The sequence below is a fragment of the Streptomyces sp. NPDC059696 genome (assembly GCF_042733745.1).
In the GTDB taxonomy this organism is placed as follows: domain Bacteria; phylum Actinomycetota; class Actinomycetes; order Streptomycetales; family Streptomycetaceae; genus Streptomyces.
Map to the genome: position 1 here is coordinate 376,527 of NZ_JBHWFG010000002.1, position 19,085 is coordinate 395,611.

Annotated in this window: 17 protein-coding genes and 1 rRNA gene; 4 read left to right on the forward strand and 14 right to left on the reverse strand. The window is 71.8% G+C overall.

Going from position 1 to position 19,085, the window contains the following annotated elements; genetic code table 11:
* Positions 1 to 357 precede the first annotated feature (357 nt).
* Positions 358 to 1,746: an FAD-binding oxidoreductase gene (locus ACFV20_RS03665; protein ID WP_385651932.1), complete on the forward strand. Its 1,389-nt coding sequence runs from the start codon at positions 358 to 360 to the stop codon at positions 1,744 to 1,746.
* Positions 1,747 to 1,766: 20 nt separating this feature from the next.
* Here the strand turns inward: ACFV20_RS03665 and ACFV20_RS03670 are convergent, their stop codons facing one another.
* The 5 genes from ACFV20_RS03670 to ACFV20_RS03690 form a co-directional block, all read right to left on the reverse strand.
* Entirely contained in the window at positions 1,767 to 3,473 is a 1,707-nt protein-coding gene (locus ACFV20_RS03670; RefSeq protein ID WP_385651933.1) for a uroporphyrinogen-III synthase, read from the reverse strand.
* Entirely contained in the window at positions 3,470 to 4,417 is a 948-nt protein-coding gene (gene hemC, locus ACFV20_RS03675; RefSeq protein ID WP_385651989.1) for a hydroxymethylbilane synthase, read from the reverse strand. Before hemC ends, ACFV20_RS03670 begins: the two co-directional genes overlap by 4 nt.
* 164 nt (positions 4,418 to 4,581) lie before the next feature.
* Positions 4,582 to 6,342, reverse strand: a complete 1,761-nt coding sequence (locus ACFV20_RS03680) for a glutamyl-tRNA reductase (RefSeq protein WP_385651934.1) — start codon at positions 6,340 to 6,342, stop codon at positions 4,582 to 4,584.
* Positions 6,339 to 7,103 (reverse strand): redox-sensing transcriptional repressor Rex, encoded by a 765-nt coding sequence (locus ACFV20_RS03685; protein ID WP_385651936.1) that lies wholly within the window; start codon positions 7,101 to 7,103, stop codon positions 6,339 to 6,341. The genes ACFV20_RS03680 and ACFV20_RS03685 overlap by 4 nt, the downstream gene beginning before the upstream one ends.
* Positions 7,104 to 7,428: 325 nt before the next feature.
* The gene (locus ACFV20_RS03690; RefSeq protein ID WP_385651938.1) at positions 7,429 to 7,707 is read right to left on the reverse strand and encodes a glutaredoxin family protein; all 279 of its coding nucleotides are present in this window, start codon (positions 7,705 to 7,707) and stop codon (positions 7,429 to 7,431) included.
* Positions 7,708 to 7,871: 164 nt separating this feature from the next.
* Between ACFV20_RS03690 and ACFV20_RS03695 the strand changes: the two genes are divergently transcribed.
* From ACFV20_RS03695 to ACFV20_RS03705, 3 genes are all read left to right on the forward strand, one after another.
* On the forward strand, positions 7,872 to 8,789 hold the full coding sequence (locus ACFV20_RS03695; RefSeq protein ID WP_385651940.1) for an HAD family hydrolase: 918 nt from the start codon (positions 7,872 to 7,874) through the stop codon (positions 8,787 to 8,789).
* Positions 8,790 to 9,138: 349 nt separating this feature from the next.
* Entirely contained in the window at positions 9,139 to 9,909 is a 771-nt protein-coding gene (locus ACFV20_RS03700; RefSeq protein WP_184848587.1) for an ECF subfamily RNA polymerase sigma factor, BldN family, read from the forward strand.
* 236 nt (positions 9,910 to 10,145) lie between these two features.
* A complete protein-coding gene (locus ACFV20_RS03705; RefSeq protein ID WP_385651941.1) occupies positions 10,146 to 11,399 on the forward strand; it encodes a DUF5667 domain-containing protein in 1,254 nt (417 codons plus the stop codon).
* A 61-nt stretch (positions 11,400 to 11,460) separates the two neighbouring features.
* Here ACFV20_RS03705 and ACFV20_RS03710 read toward each other — a convergent pair whose 3' ends face one another.
* The 9 genes from ACFV20_RS03710 to rrf form a co-directional block, all read right to left on the reverse strand.
* A complete protein-coding gene (locus ACFV20_RS03710; RefSeq protein WP_385651942.1) occupies positions 11,461 to 12,519 on the reverse strand; it encodes a lysophospholipid acyltransferase family protein in 1,059 nt (352 codons plus the stop codon).
* A 14-nt stretch (positions 12,520 to 12,533) separates the two neighbouring features.
* The gene (locus ACFV20_RS03715) at positions 12,534 to 13,595 is read right to left on the reverse strand and encodes an NAD-dependent epimerase/dehydratase family protein (RefSeq protein ID WP_234850054.1); all 1,062 of its coding nucleotides are present in this window, start codon (positions 13,593 to 13,595) and stop codon (positions 12,534 to 12,536) included.
* A gap of 231 nt (positions 13,596 to 13,826) precedes the next feature.
* Positions 13,827 to 13,925, reverse strand: coding sequence for a 30S ribosomal protein bS22 (locus ACFV20_RS03720; RefSeq protein ID WP_003948845.1), 99 nt, complete (start codon positions 13,923 to 13,925; stop codon positions 13,827 to 13,829).
* A gap of 155 nt (positions 13,926 to 14,080) precedes the next feature.
* Positions 14,081 to 14,293: a helix-turn-helix domain-containing protein gene (locus ACFV20_RS03725; RefSeq protein ID WP_004984898.1), complete on the reverse strand. Its 213-nt coding sequence runs from the start codon at positions 14,291 to 14,293 to the stop codon at positions 14,081 to 14,083.
* A 129-nt stretch (positions 14,294 to 14,422) separates the two neighbouring features.
* Complete coding sequence (locus ACFV20_RS03730) at positions 14,423 to 15,238, reverse strand: phosphatase (protein WP_385651945.1); 816 nt, start codon at positions 15,236 to 15,238, stop codon at positions 14,423 to 14,425.
* A 469-nt stretch (positions 15,239 to 15,707) separates the two neighbouring features.
* Complete coding sequence (locus ACFV20_RS03735) at positions 15,708 to 16,880, reverse strand: acetoin utilization protein AcuC (RefSeq protein WP_385651947.1); 1,173 nt, start codon at positions 16,878 to 16,880, stop codon at positions 15,708 to 15,710.
* Positions 16,831 to 18,048, reverse strand: coding sequence for an MFS transporter (locus tag ACFV20_RS03740; protein ID WP_385651949.1), 1,218 nt, complete (start codon positions 18,046 to 18,048; stop codon positions 16,831 to 16,833). The genes ACFV20_RS03735 and ACFV20_RS03740 overlap by 50 nt, the downstream gene beginning before the upstream one ends.
* A gap of 90 nt (positions 18,049 to 18,138) precedes the next feature.
* Positions 18,139 to 18,783 (reverse strand): HAD family hydrolase, encoded by a 645-nt coding sequence (locus tag ACFV20_RS03745; protein WP_385651952.1) that lies wholly within the window; start codon positions 18,781 to 18,783, stop codon positions 18,139 to 18,141.
* A gap of 59 nt (positions 18,784 to 18,842) precedes the next feature.
* Positions 18,843 to 18,959, reverse strand: a 5S ribosomal RNA gene (rrf, locus tag ACFV20_RS03750).
* Positions 18,960 to 19,085 lie beyond the last annotated feature (126 nt).

The following is a 19,085-nucleotide window of genomic DNA, read 5'->3' on the forward strand; positions in this document are numbered from 1 at the left end:
GATACCGACGCCCTGTCGGCCCCGCACCGCCCGCGATCACGCACACTCCCAGGCTCCAGCCACGGGCACGCGATGCACCACCGCCCCCGCTGCGGGCAGGCGCGCCGCGAGGGGGCGGCACGGGTGGGCGTGGGGGTCCCCTGCTCGAGCGGAGCCGAGCGCTCGGGGGAGGCACCCCGCTCCGCCGGGCTGCGAAACCCCCCGCCCCGGGCGCGAACGCCGAGTATCCCGAAACCCACAGCCCCGCAATGCGCCCCCGCACCCCCAGGTCCATCCTGAAACAGCAGGACGAGAACCCCGACGGCCGGCCACCCCCACCGCCGCCGTCCCTCCGTACCCGCCCCCGCGGAGGACGCGATGACCGCCACCCACCACACCCCCGACCTCTTCGCCCTTTCGGAGATCCACGCGCCGGTACTGCGCCCCGGCGACCCCGCCTACGCCGACGAGGTCACCGGCTTCAACCTGGCCTCCCTCCACACCCCGGACGTGGCCGTGGGCGCCACCGGCCCCGACGACGTCGTCACCGCCCTGCGCTGGGCGAACGCCACCCGCACTCCCGTCGCCGTCCAGGCCACCGGCCACGGCGCCAACTACCCGATCGAGCACGGCCTGCTGATCACCACGTCCCGTATGACGGACGTCCAGGTGGACCCCACCACCCGCACCGCCACCATCGCCGCCGGTGCCAAGTGGAGCGACGTCATGGCCGCGGCCGCCCCCCACGGCCTGGCGGGCCTGTGCGGCACCTCCACGGACGCGGGCGTCGTCGGCTACACCCTGGGCGGCGGCCTCCCGGTCCTCGGCCGGGCCTACGGCTACGCCGCCGACCTGGTCCGCTCCTTCCAGGTCGTCACCCCGGACGGCCACCCGCGCGAGTCGGACCCGCAGCGCGAGCCGGAGCTGTTCTGGGCGCTGCGCGGCGGCAAGGGCAACGTCGGCATCGTCACCTCGCTGGTCACCGAACTGCTGCCGCTCCCCCGGCTCTACGGCGGCGCCCTCCACTGCCACGCCGAGCACACGGAGACCCTGCTGCGGACCTGGACGGACTGGACCCGCACGGTTCCGGACGAGATGTGCAGCATGTTCTCGGTGCTGCGCCTGCCGCCGATCCCGCAGATCCCCGAGCCCCTGCGCGGCGGCTTCTGGGCGCGGGTCGCGATCGCGTGGCCGGGCGACCCGGCCGAGGGCGAGTCCCTGATCGCACCACTGCGGGAAGCCGCCCCCGTGTCGGTCGACACGATCGAGGAGATGGACTGCGCGGACCTGGACCGCATCCACATGGAACCCCAGGACCCGCTCCCGGCGCGCGAGTGCTGCATGCTGCTGCGCGACCTGACCCCCGACGCCCTCGGCACGTTCCTGGAGCAGGTCGGCGCGGCGGCCGGCGCCGAGTACCCGCTCCTCGTGGCCTCCCTGCGGCACATGGGCGGCGCCCTGGCCCGCCCGTCCGCCGTCGAGGACGCGGTCTGCTCCCGCGACGCCGGCTACTTCATGGAATCGGTCGGCCTCATGCCCGCCCCACCCGTCGCCGAGGCCGTCGAACAGGCCACGCGCCGCCTCTACACGGCCATGGCCCCGTACGGCACGGGCCGCACCATGGTCAACATCCACGGCACCCCGGGCGACGAGCAGGACCGCGCCCGCGCCTGGACCCCGGAGGTCTACGCCCGCCTACGCCACGACAAGTCCGTCTACGACCCGGACAACCTCCTGCGCTACGGCCACGCGGTGACACCCGCGTAGCCGCAGCCAGTGCGGGTCGGTCAGGTCGTCGAGCGCCTGCGTCGCGCCCCCGGCCGCCGTTCGCTCGGCCGCGTCACCGGGTCCCCGGCCTCCAGAGCCGCCGTACGCCGCTTCGCGCCGAAGTCGGCCAGCGCCTCGGCCAGCTTGTGCACGGACGGCTCGGGAGCCATCACGTCCACCCGCAGCCCGTGCTCCTCGGCGGTCTTGGCCGTGGCCGGGCCGATACAGGCGATGACGGTGACGTTGTGCGGCTTGCCGGCGATGCCGACCAGGTTCCGCACGGTGGAGGACGAGGTGAACAGCACGGCGTCGAAGCCGCCGCCCTTGATCGCCTCACGGGTCTCCGCCGGCGGCGGCGAGGCCCGCACGGTCCGGTAGGCCGTGACGTCGTCGACCTCCCAGCCGAGCTCGATCAGCCCGGCGACCAGCGTCTCCGTGGCGATGTCGGCCCGCGGCAGGAACACTCTGTCGATCGGGTCGAAGACCGGGTCGTAGGGCGGCCAGTCCTCCAGCAGACCGGCGGCCGACTGCTCCCCGCTCGGCACCAGGTCCGGCTTCACACCGAAGGCGATCAGCGCCTTGGCGGTCTGCTCACCCACCGCCGCGACCTTGATGCCCGCGAAGGCACGCGCGTCGAGCCCGTACTCCTCGAACTTCTCCCGCACGGCCTTGACCGCGTTCACCGAGGTGAAGGCGATCCACTCGTAGCGGCCCGTGACGAGCCCCTTGACCGCGCGCTCCATCTGCTGGGGCGTGCGCGGCGGCTCGACGGCGATCGTCGGCACCTCGTGCGGCACGGCCCCGTACGACCGCAGCTGGTCGGAGAGCGACGCCGCCTGCTCCTTCGTACGCGGCACGAGCACCTTCCAGCCGAACAGCGGCTTGGACTCGAACCACGCGAGCTGGTCGCGCTGGGCGGCGGCGGAACGATCCCCGACCACGGCTATGACCGGCCGGCCGCCGTCGGGCGAGGGCAGCACCTTGGCCTGCTTCAGCGTCTGCGCGATCGTGCCGAGCGTGGCGGTCCAGGTGCGCTGCCGGGTGGTCGTACCGGCGACGGTGACCGTCATGGGGGTGTCCGGCTTGCGCCCGGCGGAGACGAGCTCACCGGCCGCCGCCGCGACGGAGTCCAGCGTCGTGGACACGACGACCGTGCCGTCCGACGCCCCGACCTCCGTCCAGCACCGGTCCGACGCCGTCCGCGCGTCGACGAACCGCACGTCCGCGCCCTGCGCGTCCCGCAGCGGCACACCGGCGTAGGCGGGCACACCGACGGCACTCGCGATGCCGGGGACCACCTCGAAGGGCACCCCGGCGGCGGCGCACGCCAGCATCTCCTCGGCGGCGTACGCGTCGAGGCCCGGGTCCCCGGACACCGCACGCACGACCCGCCTGCCGCCCCGCGCGGCCTCCATGACAAGATGTGCGGCATCCCGCACCGCGGGGACTGCGGCGGTGGTTGACGTGCCGTCAACTACCGTCAGCTGGGGCGTTCCTGTGCCCGGCGCCGGGTCCTGCGAAGGATCCGGATCCGTGTGCACCTCGGAGACGCCCTGCCTGGCGTGCTGACGTACGACGTCGAGCACTTCGTGCTCGGCGACGAGGACGTCGGCACTCGCCAGCGCCTCCACGGCGCGCAGAGTCAGCAGTCCCGGATCTCCGGGTCCGGCACCCAGGAAGGTGACGTGCCCGTGTTCAGGACCGGCGGAAAGGGTGGTGGGGCTCAATGTGCTCGCTCCCCCATCAGACCGGCCGCGCCCTGGGCGAGCATCTCGGCCGCGAGTTCGCGACCGAGCGCCGTTGCCCCGTCGTGCGTCTCGGGCACGGGACCGGTGGTGGACAGCTGCACCATGCGCGTGCCGTCGGTGGTCCCGACGACGGCGCGCAGGCGCATTTCCTTGACAATCTGCAGGTCGGCCTGGTGGTCCCCCCGCTCGAGCGGTGCCGAGAGCGGGGGAAGGTCGGCCAGCGCGCCCACGGGGGCGCTGCAACCGGCCTCCAGGGCGGCGAGCAGTGATCGCTCGGCCGTCACGGCGATCCGCGTGAACGGGTCGTCGAGTTCGGCGAGCACGGCGGCGAGGTCCGCATTGACTGCGGCGCACTCGATCGCCAGGGCCCCCTGGCCGGGGGCGGGCAAAACCGTGTCGACCGACAGGAAGTCGGTCACCTCGTCACCGCGGCCGATCCGGTTCAGTCCGGCGGCGGCCAGCACGACGGCGTCGAGCTCCCCGCTGCGCACGAACCCGATGCGGGTGTCGACGTTGCCGCGGATCGGGACCGTCGCTATGTCCAGTCCGTGGCTGCGGGCGTACGCGTTGAGCTGCGCCATGCGGCGCGGCGAACCCGTACCGATGCGGGCCCCGGAGGGCAGGTCGGTGAACTTCAGGCCGTCCCGGGCGACGATCACGTCCCGCGGGTCCTCGCGCACCGGCACGGCGGCCACGACCAGGTCGTCGGGCTGCGTGGTCGGCAGGTCCTTCAGCGAGTGCACCGCGAAGTCGACCTCGCCCGCGAGCAGCGCGTCGCGCAGCGCGTTGACGAACACGCCGGTGCCACCGATCTGGGCGAGCTGCTCACGCGAGACGTCGCCGTACGTGGTGATCTCGACGAGCTCGACGGGCCGCCCGGTGACCCGGCTGACGGCTTCCGCCACCTGCCCGGACTGGGCCATGGCGAGCCTGCTGCGCCTGGTGCCGAGCCTCAGCGCCCCCGGTGCGTCCGCTCCCCGCAGGGGCGCCTCAGCCGGTGTCGAGGACTCGACCGTGCTCAGCCCCTCGGGCCTCCGCGCGCTCGTGCCCTCGGCGCCGACGCGCCCCAGCGGCTCACGCGTGTCGTTCATGCCGGCCCTCGGTCTCTCTGGGTGGTGCTTTCCTCGGCCCGGGAGACGGCGGCCACCGTCTCGGGGTCGAGGTCGAACAGGGTCCGCAGCGCGTCCGCGTACCCGGCGCCGCCGGGTTCGGCCGCGAGTTGCTTGACCCGCACGGTCGGCGCGTGGAGCAGTTTGTCGACCACGCGCCGCACGGTCTGGGTGATCTCCGCTCGGTGCTTGTCGTCGAGTCCGGGCAGCCGCCCGTCGAGCCGGGCGATCTCGCCGGCCACGACGTCGGCGGCCATGGTGCGCAGGGCGACCACGGTCGGGGTGATGTGCGCGGCCCGCAGCGCAGCCCCGAAAGCCGCGACCTCGTCGGAGACGATACGCCGGACCTGGTCCACATCGGCAGCCATCGGAGCTCCCGCGGAGGCCTCCGCCAGCGATTCGATGTCCACCAGCCGCACCCCGCCCAGCCGGTGCACGGCCGCGTCGATGTCGCGCGGCATGGCGAGGTCGAGCAGGAAGAGCACGGGCTCGGGCCGCTGCGGCTCCTCGACCGGCTCGGGCCGGCGCCGCTCGGGGATCCGGCCGACGGTGGCGGCGGTCGCGGCGAGCGCGGTGATGGCGTCGGTGTCGGCGGCCGGGTCGAGCGTGCCGGTCTGTGCCGGCCGGGCCGGAGCGCCCGCCGTGCGCCGGTCGCCGCCCGCCGTGCCGTTGTCCACCCACGCCGCGTGCTGCTCCAGGTCGGCGGCGGCCATCCCGGCCACGGCGGCCTCGCCCAGCACGGAGAAGCCGGCGGTGCCCTGCACGGCGGACAGGTCCAGCGGACAGCCGTCCTCGCTGCCGAGGCCGGTGCCCGACGGGCCGCCGCGCTGCGCACCCGGGCCGGCCGCGGGGCCGCCGCCCGGAGCGTCCTCGCCGGGCACGGCCGAGGGCGCGGGCGTACGGCCCTCGATCGCCTCGGCGACCGACCCGGCCGTCAGGACCAGGCCCGTCGCGCCGGTGCAGGAGACGGCGACGTCGGCACGTGTCAGCTCGGCCGGCACCGACTCCATCGGTACCGCGCGGGCCGCCACGTCCGTGTCGTCGCCCTCCATCAGGATCTGCGCCAGGCGCTCGGCCCGGTCGAAGGTGCGGTTGGCGACGACGACCTCGGCGACACCGGCCCGCGCGAGCGTGGCCGCGGCCAGGGAGGACATCGACCCGGCCCCGATGACCAGGGCCTTCTTGCCCCGGGCCCACTGCTGTACGTCCCCGCCGCGGGCCAGCTGCTCCAGGCCGAAGGTGACCAGGGACTGCCCGGCGCGGTCGATGCCGGTCTCGGAGTGGGCGCGCTTGCCCACCCTCAGGGCCTGCTGGAACAGGTCGTTCAGGAGCCGGCCGGCGGAGTGCAGCTCCTGCGCCCGGGCCAGGGAGTCCTTGATCTGGCCGAGGATCTGCCCCTCGCCGACGACCATCGAGTCCAGGCCGCAGGCCACCGAGAACAGGTGGTGGACGGCCCGGTCCTCGTAGTGCACGTAGAGATAGGGAGTGAGCTCCTCGAGGCCCACCCCGCTGTGCTGGGCGAGCAGCGTGGACAGCTCGGCGACACCGGCGTGGAACTTGTCCACGTCGGCGTACAGCTCGATGCGGTTGCAGGTGGCGAGCACCGCGGCCTCGGCGGCCGGTTCGGCGGCGACCGTGTCCTGGAGCAGCTTGACCTGCGCGTCCGTGGTGAGCGCGGCCCGCTCCAGGACGCTGACCGGGGCGCTGCGGTGGCTGAGTCCGACGACGAGGAGGCTCATGCCGGCATCACGGCGGGCATGTCCCCGTCGGGCCCCTGGTCGGCGGAGTCGCTGCGGGCGGCGGCGGCCGGGACGCCGCCGTCGGAGGAGGCGGCCTCCTCCCCGGCCTTGCGCTGCTCGTGGAAGGCGAGGATCTGCAGCTCGATGGAGAGGTCGACCTTGCGCACGTCGACGCCCTCGGGGACGGACAGCACGGTCGGCGCGAAGTTCAGGATGGAGGTGACACCGGCGGCCACGAGCCGGTCGCAGACCGCCTGGGCGGCACCGGCGGGGGTGGCGATGACACCGATCGACACGCCGTTGTCCTGGATGATCTTCTCCAGGTCGTCGGAGTGCTGCACCGGGATCCCGGCGACGGGCTTGCCGGCCATGGCCGGGTCGGCGTCGATCAGCGCGGCGACCCGGAAGCCACGGGAGGCGAACCCGCCGTAGTTGGCGAGGGCGGCGCCGAGGTTGCCGATACCGACGATCACAACCGGCCAGTCCTGGGTGAGCCCCAGTTCGCGGGAGATCTGGTACACGAGATACTCGACGTCGTAGCCGACACCCCTGGTCCCGTAGGAGCCGAGGTAGGAGAAGTCCTTGCGCAGCTTCGCGGAGTTGACCCCCGCCGCGGCCGCGAGCTCCTCGGAGGAGACCGTGGGGACGGAGCGCTCCGACAGCGCGGTCAGAGCGCGGAGGTACAGCGGAAGCCGGGCGACGGTGGCCTCGGGAATCCCTCGGCTGCGGGTCGCCGGTCGGTGAGTTCGGCCAGTTGCCACGGTGCTCCTGCGGGTAGAGCGGGGCTGTAGGCGGTCATACGTCCCTACATGACCGCCCCGTCGAAAGCAGGCTATGTCTTTGTGAACGCGTGCACAAAGATGGTGTCCGATTTGCCCGGCCAACGTGACCGGGGTCACGCGCCCCCGGCGCGCACGCAGGGAACCGGCGCCGGAGCACCACCGTTCCTTGTCTTCTGGGGGCAAAACCGCACACTCTCCTCAGTGAATCCCGCCCCCGAGACCAAGCCACCATCGATCCTAAGCGACCCGGCGACCTCTTTTGGACTGATCGGTCAGTCGCCCACCGGGCGGGATCACGGCGGGTTCAGCCGGTCAGCGCCTTGCGCAGGCGGTCCTCGTTCACGCGCCAGAACGTGTGCTGCCTGCCGTCCACCAGCACGACCGGGATCTGCTCCCAGTACTGCTCGTGCAGTTCCCGATCCTCGGTGATGTCCTTCTGCTCCCAGGCGACTCCCAGATCACCGCACACCTTCTCCACAACGGCCTGTGCGTCATCACACAGATGACAGCCGGGCTTGCGGATCAGCGTGACGAGCCGGTCACCGGAGGGCCTGCGACGGAAGAGGGGACTCATGTCGGCCATTGTCGCGCGCCCGCGGGCGAGCGGAACCCGCGGAGAAGCCCCCGGCCGACGCGCCGGACACCTCCGTCCCGCGGGGCGTCTTTTGACGACATGCTTGCCGAGAGTTCACACGCCCCCAACCTCTCGGCTCCGGAACCCCCGAACGAACTGGCTATGCTCACGCCATGGCCGCTCTCGGATGGCTCACTCCCCGTAGGCGCTCCGCCACGGCGCGGAGCGTTTTGGCAGGCGAGGCCTCGGCGGAGGCAGCCCGCAAGTCCACCCAGGAAGTCGCCGGCACGACCGAGGAACCGCAGTTCCCGGTCCATGGCGACGACCGGGCCGCCGCGTTCTTCGACCTGGACAACACGGTCATGCAGGGCGCCGCGATCTTCCACTTCGGGCGGGGCCTGTACAAGCGGAAGTTCTTCGAGACACGCGACCTCGCGAAGTTCGCCTGGCAGCAGGCGTGGTTCCGGCTCGCCGGGGTCGAGGACCCCGAGCACATGCAGGAGGCCCGCGAGTCGGCCCTGTCCATCGTCCAGGGCCACCGCGTCGCCGAGCTCCAGTCGATCGGCGAGGAGATCTACGACGAGTACATGGCCGAGCGCATCTGGCCCGGCACCCGCGCCCTCGCCCAGGCCCACCTGGACGCCGGCCAGAAGGTGTGGCTGGTGACGGCCGCCCCCGTCGAGATCGCCACGGTCATCGCCCGCCGCCTCGGCCTGACCGGCGCCCTCGGCACGGTCGCCGAGTCCGTCGACGGCGTCTACACCGGCAAGCTCGTCGGCGAACCGCTGCACGGTCCGGCGAAGGCCGAGGCCGTACGCGCCCTGGCCGCCGCCGAGGGTCTGGACCTCGGCCGCTGCGCCGCCTACAGCGACTCGCACAACGACATCCCGATGCTCTCGCTGGTCGGCCACCCCTACGCCATCAACCCGGACAGCAAGCTGCGCAAGCACGCCCGGGAGCTGGACTGGCGCCTGCGCGACTACCGCACGGGCCGCAAGGCGGCCAAGGTCGGCATCCCGGCCGCGGCCGGCGTCGGCGCGGTCGCGGGCGGCACGGCGGCCGCCATCGCCCTGCACCGCCGCCGCCGCTGACGGTCCGATCAAACCGGGACACCGATGTTTACGGCCTGACAATCGCCGTAAATCCAACTGGCGTACCCCCACAACCGCGTGTCCAGTCCTCTTGGCTGCACACGGCCACAACACGCCCTGGACTCAGACCCAATCCGAAGGTTTCCGATCAACAACCAGTCACACTGCGGCACTTGATCCGGCGTCAATCGGTTACGGAAGCGACGTAATCGATGATTTGAGCAACTCGGTGTAGCAGGCCCTGCACGAAGCGTTATTCTCCTCAGACGCAATCCGGTACCCCTCCGTCGCTACGACGGGTGAAAGGTCCCGCACTGCACGTGATGGAAGCTCTGCCTCTGGGAGTCCCGTGTACCCACACGTCGGGGTTGACGCCTCGGGCCTGGCTACGCTGCGCGCAACGGTCCACGACCTGTTGCGCGGCTTCGTCCCCACCGCGTACGCCGTCCCCGCATTCGCCACCGCCGCGCCCGTTGGCCCTTGCTACGCACTGGCCGACGGCAGCGCCGCGGTCGGCAGACGGGGGCGCCCCTCCGGCGCGGCCACCGCACGCCGGCCTGCCGCTGACAGCGACAGCGCCCGGATGATGGACCTCGTGGAGCGCGCCCAGGCCGGCGAGTCCGACGCCTTCGGCCGCCTCTACGACCAGTACAGCGACACCGTCTACCGGTACATCTACTACCGGGTCGGGGGCAAGGCGACCGCCGAGGACCTCACCAGCGAGACCTTTCTGCGGGCCCTCAGGAGGATCGGCACCTTCACCTGGCAGGGCCGTGACTTCGGCGCTTGGCTCGTGACCATCGCCCGCAACCTCGTCGCGGACCACTTCAAGTCCAGCCGCTTCCGCCTCGAGGTCACCACCGGCGAGATGCTCGACGCCAACGAGGTCGAGCGCTCCCCCGAGGACTCCGTCCTGGAGTCCCTCTCCAACGCCGCCCTGCTCGACGCCGTACGGCGGCTCAACCCCCAGCAGCAGGAGTGCGTGACGCTCCGCTTCCTCCAGGGCCTCTCGGTCGCCGAGACCGCCCGGGTGATGGGCAAGAACGAGGGCGCCATCAAGACGCTCCAGTACCGGGCCGTGCGCACCCTGGCGCGGCTCCTGCCGGAAGACGCCCGCTGACCGACCGGCACCCTCGGCGACATCCAACTCACGGTCCGTGAAAGTCGGTTGACTTCGGCATCCGATCAGCCGACGTCCGTAACCCAAGTGCCGCGCCGCTCGTTGTGCGGGATGCAGGCTCCCTGTGGTCACCCCCTGGCCGGCTCCGGTCACTCGATCGTGTGGTCGTGGTCAGGGTGTGCAACCCTCAGGACCCCCTGGGGAGTCGACCGTCATGACGAGAGGAGGTGCCGCCAGTGATCGCGAACGTATCGGCGCACCGGCGGGCGAACGCCTTCGCCCAGGCCCTGGAGGAGCAGTCCGAGCAGGGCACGGCGGCCGAGCAGCCCGAAGGATCGGCTCCGGCCCCGGCCACCGCGGAATCGAGCGACCAGGCCCGCCATCTGGCGCTCGCCTCGGGGCTCGGCGCGTTGCCCAAGCCGGAGCTCGACCCGGAGGTCAAGGTCGTCCAGCGGGCCCAGCTGGTGGCCGCCTTCGAGGCCATGCTGCAGGAGGGCACCGCGGGCGGCGGGGCGACGGACAGCGCGGTCCCCGAGCAGCGCTCCCGGGCCCGCGGCGCACACCGCGCACAGGCACTGAAGAAGTTCCGCCCACGTACCCGGCTCGCCAAGGGCCTCACCGCGGGCGGGCTCAGCGTCGGGGTGGCCGCGAGCGCCTTCGGCGGGGTCTCCGCCGCCAGCTCGGACGCCCTGCCGGGCGATTCGCTCTACGGCCTCAAACGCGGCATCGAGGACGTCAAGCTCGGCCTCGCCGACGGGGCGGACGAGCGCGGCCGGGTCTATCTCGACCACGCCTCCACCCGGCTCAGCGAAGCCCGCCGGCTCATGGAGCGAGGCCGCAGCGGCCCCCTGGACCACGAGTCCCTCGGCGAGATCCGCCGTGCCCTGTCCGGCATGCGGCACGACGCCTCGGAGGGCCACCGGCTGCTGAGCCAGGCCTACGAGCGCAACCCGGACTCACTCGGCCCCATCCAGGCCCTGTCCGCGTTCTCCCGCTCCCACCGCGAGGCCTGGGGCGAACTGCGCGACCGGCTGCCCGTCCAGCTCGGGGACGTCAGCCGCGAGGTGTCGTCCGTCTTCGACGCCATAGAGGAGGACGTCGCCCCGCTGCGTTCCCTGCTGCCCGAGCCCCCGGCCACCGGCGGCGGCGACGGCAAGCGGCGAGGTGCCTCCGAGTCCGCGCCCAGCGGCTCCTCGGGCCCCGGCCACTCGACCCGCCCCAGCGAGAGCACCGGCAGGCACCACGACCAGGGCAGCACCGGCGGTGGCAGTGGCAGCCCCAGCCGCTCGGCCGGCTCCGGCAGTGACAGCGACGGCCTGCTCGGCGGCAACACCGGCGGCCTGCTCGACCCGCCGAAGGACAGCGGGAAGGCCAGCACCTCCCCCTCGGCAGAGGGCAACACACCCGTCCCCGAGCCGGATGTGACGCTCCCGCCCCTCCTGCCCGGCCTGCTGCCCGGCCTGGGCATCGACAGCGAGGACGCGGACTAGAAGACGACTTCGGGGCGCCCCTTCCGCAAGGGGCGCCCCGAAGTCGTACACACCCGCGGACTCAGAAGAACACCGAGCGCCGCTGCACCAGCAGTTTGTAGAGCGTGTGCTGGATCTGTTCCCTGACCTGGTCGGTCAGGTTGAACATCAGCATCGGGTCCTCCGCCGCCTCCGGCGGGTAGCCGTCGGTGGGAATCGGCTCACCGAACTGGATCGTCCACTTCGTCGGCAGCGGAATCGCCCCGAGCGGCCCGAGCCAGGGGAACGTCGGCGTGATCGGGAAGTACGGAAAGCCCAGCAGCCGCGCGACCGTCCTGGCGTTGCCGATCATCGGGTAGATCTCCTCCGCCCCGACGATCGAGCAGGGCACGATCGGTGTCCCCGCGCGCAGCGCCGTCGAGACGAAACCGCCGCGACCGAAGCGCTGGAGCTTGTAGCGGTCCGCGAAGGGCTTGCCGAGGCCCTTGAAGCCCTCCGGCATCACCCCGACCAGCTCGCCCTGCTCCAGCAGCCGGGACGCGTCCTCCGCGCACGCCAGGGTGTGACCCAGCTTGCGGGCCAGTTCGTTGACGACCGGCAGCATGAACACCAGGTCCGCGGCGAGGAGCCGCAGATGCCGTCCCGCCGGGTGATTGTCGTGCACGGCGACCTGCATCATCAGGCCGTCCATCGGCAGGGTGCCGGAGTGGTTGGCGACGATCAGGGCACCGCCCTCGGACGGGATGTTCTCGATGCCCTTCACCTCGACCCGGAAGTACGAGTCGTACAGCGGGCGCAGCAGCGACATCAGGACCTGGTCGGTGAGCTCCTCGTCGTAGCCGAAGTCGTCGACCTCGTAGTCCCCGGTGAGGCGGCGGCGCAGGAACGCCAGGCCGCTCGCGAGCCGTCGTTCCAGCCCGCCCCCGCCGCCGTCCCCGGAGGGCTCCGGCGGCTGCTCATCGGAAGTCACAGGAACATCATCCTGCACAACGCCCCTGGTGGGCAGGGGCTGCACCTCACGCACCGGCACGGACTCCGCGCCCGGGCGGCGGTTCCCGGCGCCCCGGCGCCGCTGGGGACGCTGCGCCGCGCTCCCCCGGGACCGGTCGTCGTCGAACGGAATGACCTTGGCGTCCGCCATCGTTGATGCGCTCCTCAGTTGGCGCTCTGCGTCGGGGAGTGTCCGCCGCCCGCGAGGGGCAGGCCGGCGATCCGGTCGACGGCCCCCGCGAGGGCCTCCGGCGGAAGGAGTCCGGGGCCCTGGCTGCGGGCGAAGTCCGCGAACGTCTCCGCGGTCGTGTACTTGGGCTGGAATCCCAGCGTCTCGCGCATCTGGCCCGTGGCCACCACCCGGCCGTGCGTGAGCAGCCGGATCTGCTCGGGCGAGAAATCCGTCATCCCCAGCGTACGCACCAGTGAGCCCGCCCAGGTGACGGCCGGGAGCAGCAGGGGCACGGTGGGCCGGCCGAGGCGCCGGGAACACTGGGAGAGCAGCAGCACGCCGTCGCCGGCGATGTTGAAGGTGCCGCTGTTGAGGGTGCCCCGCCGGGGTTCGTGCGAGCCGAGCCGCAGCACCTCGATCACGTCGTCCTCGTGCACGAACTGCAGCCGGGGGTCGTAGCCGAACACGGTCGGCAGGACGGGCAGCGCGAAGTACGAGGCGAGCGGGGTGTCGGCGGTCGGGCCCAGGATGTTGGCGAACCGCAGCACGCACACGGCCACATCGGGCCGGCGGCGCGCGAAGCCGCGGACGTAGCCCTCGACCTCGACGGTGTCCTTGGCGAAGCCGCCGCTGGGCAGGGACTTGGGCGGGGTGGTCTCGGTGAACACGGCCGGATCGCGGGGCGCGGAGCCGTAGACGTTCGTACTGGACTTCACCACCAGCCGCTGCACGGACGGGGACTTCTGGCAGGCACCGAGCAGCTGCATGGTGCCGATGACGTTGGTCTCCTTCAGGGAGGCCCGGTTGCCGCTGCCCAGCGGCGTGCCCGTCACGTCGAGGTGGACGATCGTGTCGGCGCCCGTCTCGGCGAGCACCCGCGCGATGCCGGGCTGCCGGATGTCGGCCTGGACGAAGTCCGCACCGCCCAGATGGTGCTCGGGCGGCACCGCGTCCACCGCGACGACCCGGTCCACGTCGGGGTCCCGCTGGATCCGCCGGACGAACCGGCCCCCCAGCTGGCGGGCCACTCCGGTCACGAGCACGACCTTGCCCAAGATCAGCGCCTTCCTTCCAGAAACCTCTTGCCCCCGGCCGCGTTCCCCCGTGGGGCCAACTTAGCGGGTTGTCGTTGCGCTGTGATGACCGCCTGATGCGCGAAGTGACCGAAGCAGCCGGACGCAGGAGCGCGGGCCGCGACCGCGGGGCCCGACGCGGATACGCGTGTGGCCCCCCACCGGTTGGGTGGGGGGCCACAGCAACGCTCTCGCGGCTCGCGCGTCGCGAACTTACTTCTTGTTGCGACGCTGAACGCGCGTGCGCTTGAGCAGCTTGCGGTGCTTCTTCTTCGCCATCCGCTTGCGCCGCTTCTTGATAACAGAGCCCACGACTACCCTCGCTCACTTCTCATCACTCGGTGTTTGGGCGCCATGGGCCCATACGACCTACGAGGGGCCAGCCTACCCGTCCGAGCGCTGAGGTCGTAATCGAGGAGGCCGGAGGGATCCCGAAGTGCCCTGGAGGGATCGCCCCGGCCCTGCCGTCAGGCGGTTTCCACCCCCACGTAACTCTCGCGGAGGTACTCGTGAACCGCTTGCTCCGGGACGCGGAAGGACCGCCCCACACGGATCGCGGGCAGATGACCGCTGTGCACCAGCCGGTACACGGTCATCTTCGACACTCGCATCACCGAGGCGACTTCCGCCACGGTAAGGAACTGAACCTCGTTCAGAGGCCTCTCGCCAGCTGCAGCCATGACACACCTGAACCTTCCGCACTCGACGGCCACCGGCTTCCCCTTCCGGTGACTCTTCGTCGCTGCGTGCTCACTCCCCAATGTAGGTGCCAGTGATGCGAGTGGGGAAGAGGTGCACCCATCGGCGGCCTACTGTGACAGACACGCCCGATTGAGTACGTAGCGGGTAAGCGGCAGGTAGTAATCGGACCGCACGCCGTCATCAAGTGGAACGACGACCGCGACGGACCCCTCGGCCTCCCCGACGAACAGCGCCGGATCGTCCACATCGGCCGGCCCGATGGCCTCGAACCCCAGCTGACCTGCGCCGCAGACCCACCCGTGATCCCCGATCACCAGCTCGGGCAGCGGCCCGCCGGTCTCCGCACAAGCGGCCAGCGCGGTACGAACCGGGAGAGGTGAGTGCGTATGTGCGCCGGGCTCACAACCGGGGCGTTCGGGACCGGGGGGCCGCACCAGCGCGACTCCTCGTACGTAGTCGAGGTTGTACGTACGTAGGCCGAACCGGGTCGTTATGTCGACACGGCGACCCTGCGCGGGGGTGAGGACGGCACATCCCGCCGCCGACAGGGCGTCTGCCAGAGCACCGTAGAAACCGAGCAGCCGGTGCGGGTGCCCGGTGCCGAGAAGGACGGGAGCAGCCCGCCGGGCGGCCCCGGCGAGACGCTCCGCGAAGGCGTCCAGGGCCGTCAGGGTCCGCTCCGGGTCGATCACATCATGGCCCGAAACGTGCCGCGAATCGGCCGAAACGCCACACCGGTCCGCCATCAGCTCGATCAACTCCCGTTGCCTCCAGGCACCTTCGGGATCGATCCCGAGCAGCACCCGGGGGTCCCGGGCGGCGAAGAGCCGGTAACTGCGCAGGCTCCGCTCCCGCGAGGTGGCCACGGCCCCGGCGAGCCGCGCGCCCACCAGATGCGCACGCAGGGCTTCGGTGGTCAGCACACACAGATCGTGCGCGACCGGAACGCGGCCTGTCCCCAAAACCCCCGAACACCGCACGGTCGGCCCAGGGGCCGGGGGGCCGCCGCTCGGGGCGGAGGCGGACCGCGCGGGCGGCGGACCGCGCGGGCGGCGGACTGCGCGGGAGGCGGACTGCGCGGGAGGCCGGAGGCCGCCGCTCGGGGCAGCGGGGCGACCGGCCGGGAGTCGTGTCGGGCGTGGGCCACGAGTCGTCGCCCACGGCAGCGGCACGGGCGCGCGGGAAGGGTGCAGGCGGCAGAGTGCATCGGCGCGGGCAGGTTCGCTTCCCGGCCGAGAGCGGCCGGCGGGTCACCGATGGTTCCTCGACTTGGCCGAGCCGCCCGAGGGATGGGCGTCACCGCCGCCTCTCCGAGCCGGCCGTACGCGAGGCGCCGGGGCAGACCCCGACCGGCGTCAGGCCGCACGCCGGCGGCCCCCCAGCGTCAGCCCCTCACGCCAGCAGTCCCCGGAGTGGGAACACCGCTCGGCGGGCCGCCAGGACCGCCTGGTCCAGGCGGTCCGCCGGGTCGTAACCCTCGTCCCAGCCGGACCAGGACACGGGCCAGCGTCCGTCCGTCATCCGCGCAGGTGCCAACTGCCGCGTCTTCGCGAACACTTCCTGCCGCCAGCCCTCGGGGATCATCGCCTCGGGCTCCACGGCCCGGCCCGCCGCGATCGCGACCAGATGCGTCCAGGACCGCGGCACGACGTCCACGACCGCGTAGCCGCCCCCGCCCAGCGCCACCCATCGTCCGTCGGCGTACTCGTGCGCGAGGTCGTGACAGGCCACCTGCACCGCCCGCTGCGCGTCCAGCGACACCGCCAGGTGCGCCAGCGGGTCCTCGAAGTGCGTGTCGGCCCCGTGCTGCGTCACCAGCGCCTGCGGACGGAAGTCGGCGATCAGCTCCGGCACGATCGCGTGGAACGCCCTCAGCCACCCCGCGTCCCCGGTCCCGGCCGGCAGCGCCACGTTCACCGCCGAGCCCTGTGCGGAGTCCGCCCCGGTCTCCTCCGGCCACCCGGTCTGCGGGAACAGTGTCCGAGGGTGCTCGTGCAGCGAGATCGTCAGCACCCGGGGGTCCTCCCAGAACGCCGCCTGCACCCCGTCCCCGTGGTGCACGTCGACGTCGACGTACGCGACCCGCTCCGCCCCGAGCTCCAGCAGCCGCGCGATCGCCAGCGAGGCGTCGTTGTAGATGCAGAAACCGGACGCGCCGCCCGGCATCGCGTGGTGCAGCCCGCCCGCGAAGTTCACCGCGTGCAGCGCCTCACCCCGCCACACCGCCTCCGCCGCCCCCACCGACTGCCCGGCGATCAACGAGGACACCTCGTGCATTCCCGCGAACGCCGGATCGTCCATCGTCCCCAGCCCGTACGACTGGTCCGCCGCCGCCGGATCCGCCGACGCGGCCCTCACCGCCCCGATGTAGTCCTGCCGGTGGACGAGCCGCAGCGTCGACTCCCCGGCCGCCTTCGCGGCGACCACCTCCACCTCACGGTCCAGCCCGAAGGCATCGACCAGTCTCCGGGTCAGGGCGAGCCGGACGGGGTCCATCGGATGCCCCGGACCGAAGTCATAGCCCGTTACTGCCTCGTCCCACATCAGCTGTGCGCGGCCGCTCATGACCGCCACCGTATCGGTCCGGTTGAGGCGCGAACGAGCGGGCGTACACCAGCGTCACCAGCACCAACACCATCGGCACCAGCATCGCCCCGCGGTAGCTCCACAGATCCCCGAGCGCCCCGACCAACGGTGAACCGATCAAGAACCCCACATAGTTGAAGACGTTGAGCCGCGCCACGGCCGCGTCCGAAGCCCCCGGGAACAGCCTCCCGGCCGCCGCGAACGTCTGCGGGACCAGCACGCACAACCCGAGCCCCAACAGGGTGAACCCCAGCATCCCGACCCACGCCCCGGGCGCCGCCGCCACCACGGCGAACCCACCGGCCGCGACCAGCGCACCGCCCCGCACCACCGCGACCGCCCCGAGCCGCCGCACCCCGAGGTCACCGATCGCCCGCCCCAGCAGCGTGGTGACCATGTACACGTTGTACGGCACGGTCGCCATCTGCTCGGAGCTCCCCAGCACGTCCTGCAGATACTTGGCACTCCAGTTGGAGACCGTCGAGTCCCCGATGTACGCGACCGTCATCACCAGACACAGCGGCAGCAGCCACTTGAAGACGACCGCCTGGCCGTCCCCGCCCTTCTCCTCGGCCACCGGCACCGCACCCCGGTCGTCGACGTACCACCGGCTCCCCACCAGCACGGCCGGCAGCAGCACCAGCACGACCGGCAGATACGACACCCACAACTCCAGGTGCCAGTGCGCCCCGGCCCACGCGAGCGAGGCGCCGACGATCCCGCCCAGGCTGTACGCCGCGTGGAAGCTGAGCATGATGCTCCGCCCGTACGACCGCTGCAGGCTCACCCCGAGCATGTTCATCGAGGCGTCCAGCACCCCGACCGCCAGCCCGAACGCCGCCAGCGACACGGCCAGCTCCAGCATCCGGTCCCCGGCGCCGACACCGAGCAGCGCCAGCAGCACCACGGGCTGGGACCACCGCAGCAGCCCGCTCGGCCGCACCCGCTTCACCAGCCGCTCGGTGGCGACGCTCCCGACCCCGGCGAGGATGGGCACGGCGGCCAGGAAGGCGGGCAACAGCGCGTCGGAAACCCCGTACCGGTCCTGGATGGCCGGGATCCTCGTCACGAGCAGGGCGAAGGCGACGCCCTGCGCCAGGAAGCCCGCGGTCAAGGAGGTCCTGCCGCGCCGCAGCACATCAGTCATGGCGGCGAGCGTAGGGCCCCGGCTTACTCGTGGGTAGATCCAGCCAAAGATGAATTCGGTTCAGCTTCCGCGGAGTTCGCGGAGCCGGGTTCACAGCAGCAGGTCGGGCAACTCCCCCATGTCGGAGAAGAACAGGCTCGCCCCGGCCAGCTTCCGGGCCGTCGTCATCGCGGTGAAGCCGTAGACGTCCATGCCGGCCGCGAGAGCCGCCCGCACACCGAGCGGGCTGTCCTCGACGACGACGCACCGCTCCGGCGCGACGCCCATCCGCTCGGCCGCGTAGAGGAAGAGATCAGGCGCAGGCTTCCCCCGCCCGACGTCCTGCGAGCTGAAGATCCGCTCCTCGTCGAACCACCGCTCGAGTCCGGTCGCCCGGTGCGCCACACGGATCCGCTCATGGCTCCCGGACGACGCCACGCAGTACCGCACTCCGTCCGCGGCGAGCTTCTCCAGGACCTGGGAGACTCCGGCGACGGCCACCAGTTCCTGCTCGAACGCGGCGAAGACCCGTGCGTGGAAGACGTCGTCGAAGTTCTCCGGCAGCCGCTGCCCGGTCCGTTCCAGGACCAGTTCATGAATGCGGTGCATGGCGGACCCCATGTAGTCCCGAATGGACTCCTCATAGGAGGTGGGGTGCCCCAGCTCAGTCAGGTATGCCGCGAGCAACCGGTTGGAGATGGGCTCACTGTCGACGAGCACACCGTCATTGTCGAAGATCACGAGATCGTGGCGCATGGCTTGAGCCTAAACGCAGAAAACCCCGCATCCGAAGATGCGGGGTTTTCCCAAAAATTGTTCGGCGGCGTCCTACTCTCCCACAGGGTCCCCCCTGCAGTACCATCGGCGCTGTAAGGCTTAGCTTCCGGGTTCGGAATGTAACCGGGCGTTTCCCCTACGCTATAACCACCGAAACACTATGAAACTGTTCAGCCGCACCACGCGTGGCGGCGTGGGGCTGTTCGTGGTTTCAGAACCAACACAGTGGACGCGAGCAACTGAGGACAAGCCCTCGGCCTATTAGTACCGGTCAACTCCAC

Excerpts from the sequence above, each read along its gene's own strand:
- ACFV20_RS03665 (WP_385651932.1), top strand. The coding sequence starts at position 358 with ATGACCGCCACCCACCACACCCCCGACCTCTTCGCCCTTTCGGAGATC.
- hemC (WP_385651989.1), bottom strand. The coding sequence starts at position 4,417 with ATGGCCCAGTCCGGGCAGGTGGCGGAAGCCGTCAGCCGGGTCACCGGG.
- ACFV20_RS03680 (WP_385651934.1), bottom strand. The coding sequence starts at position 6,342 with ATGAGCCTCCTCGTCGTCGGACTCAGCCACCGCAGCGCCCCGGTCAGC.
- ACFV20_RS03690 (WP_385651938.1), bottom strand. The coding sequence starts at position 7,707 with ATGGCCGACATGAGTCCCCTCTTCCGTCGCAGGCCCTCCGGTGACCGG.
- ACFV20_RS03695 (WP_385651940.1), top strand. The coding sequence starts at position 7,872 with ATGGCCGCTCTCGGATGGCTCACTCCCCGTAGGCGCTCCGCCACGGCG.
- ACFV20_RS03710 (WP_385651942.1), bottom strand. The coding sequence starts at position 12,519 with ATGGCGGACGCCAAGGTCATTCCGTTCGACGACGACCGGTCCCGGGGG.
- ACFV20_RS03725 (WP_004984898.1), bottom strand. The coding sequence starts at position 14,293 with ATGGCTGCAGCTGGCGAGAGGCCTCTGAACGAGGTTCAGTTCCTTACC.
- ACFV20_RS03735 (WP_385651947.1), bottom strand. The coding sequence starts at position 16,880 with ATGAGCGGCCGCGCACAGCTGATGTGGGACGAGGCAGTAACGGGCTAT.
- ACFV20_RS03740 (WP_385651949.1), bottom strand. The coding sequence starts at position 18,048 with ATGACTGATGTGCTGCGGCGCGGCAGGACCTCCTTGACCGCGGGCTTC.
- ACFV20_RS03745 (WP_385651952.1), bottom strand. The coding sequence starts at position 18,783 with ATGCGCCACGATCTCGTGATCTTCGACAATGACGGTGTGCTCGTCGAC.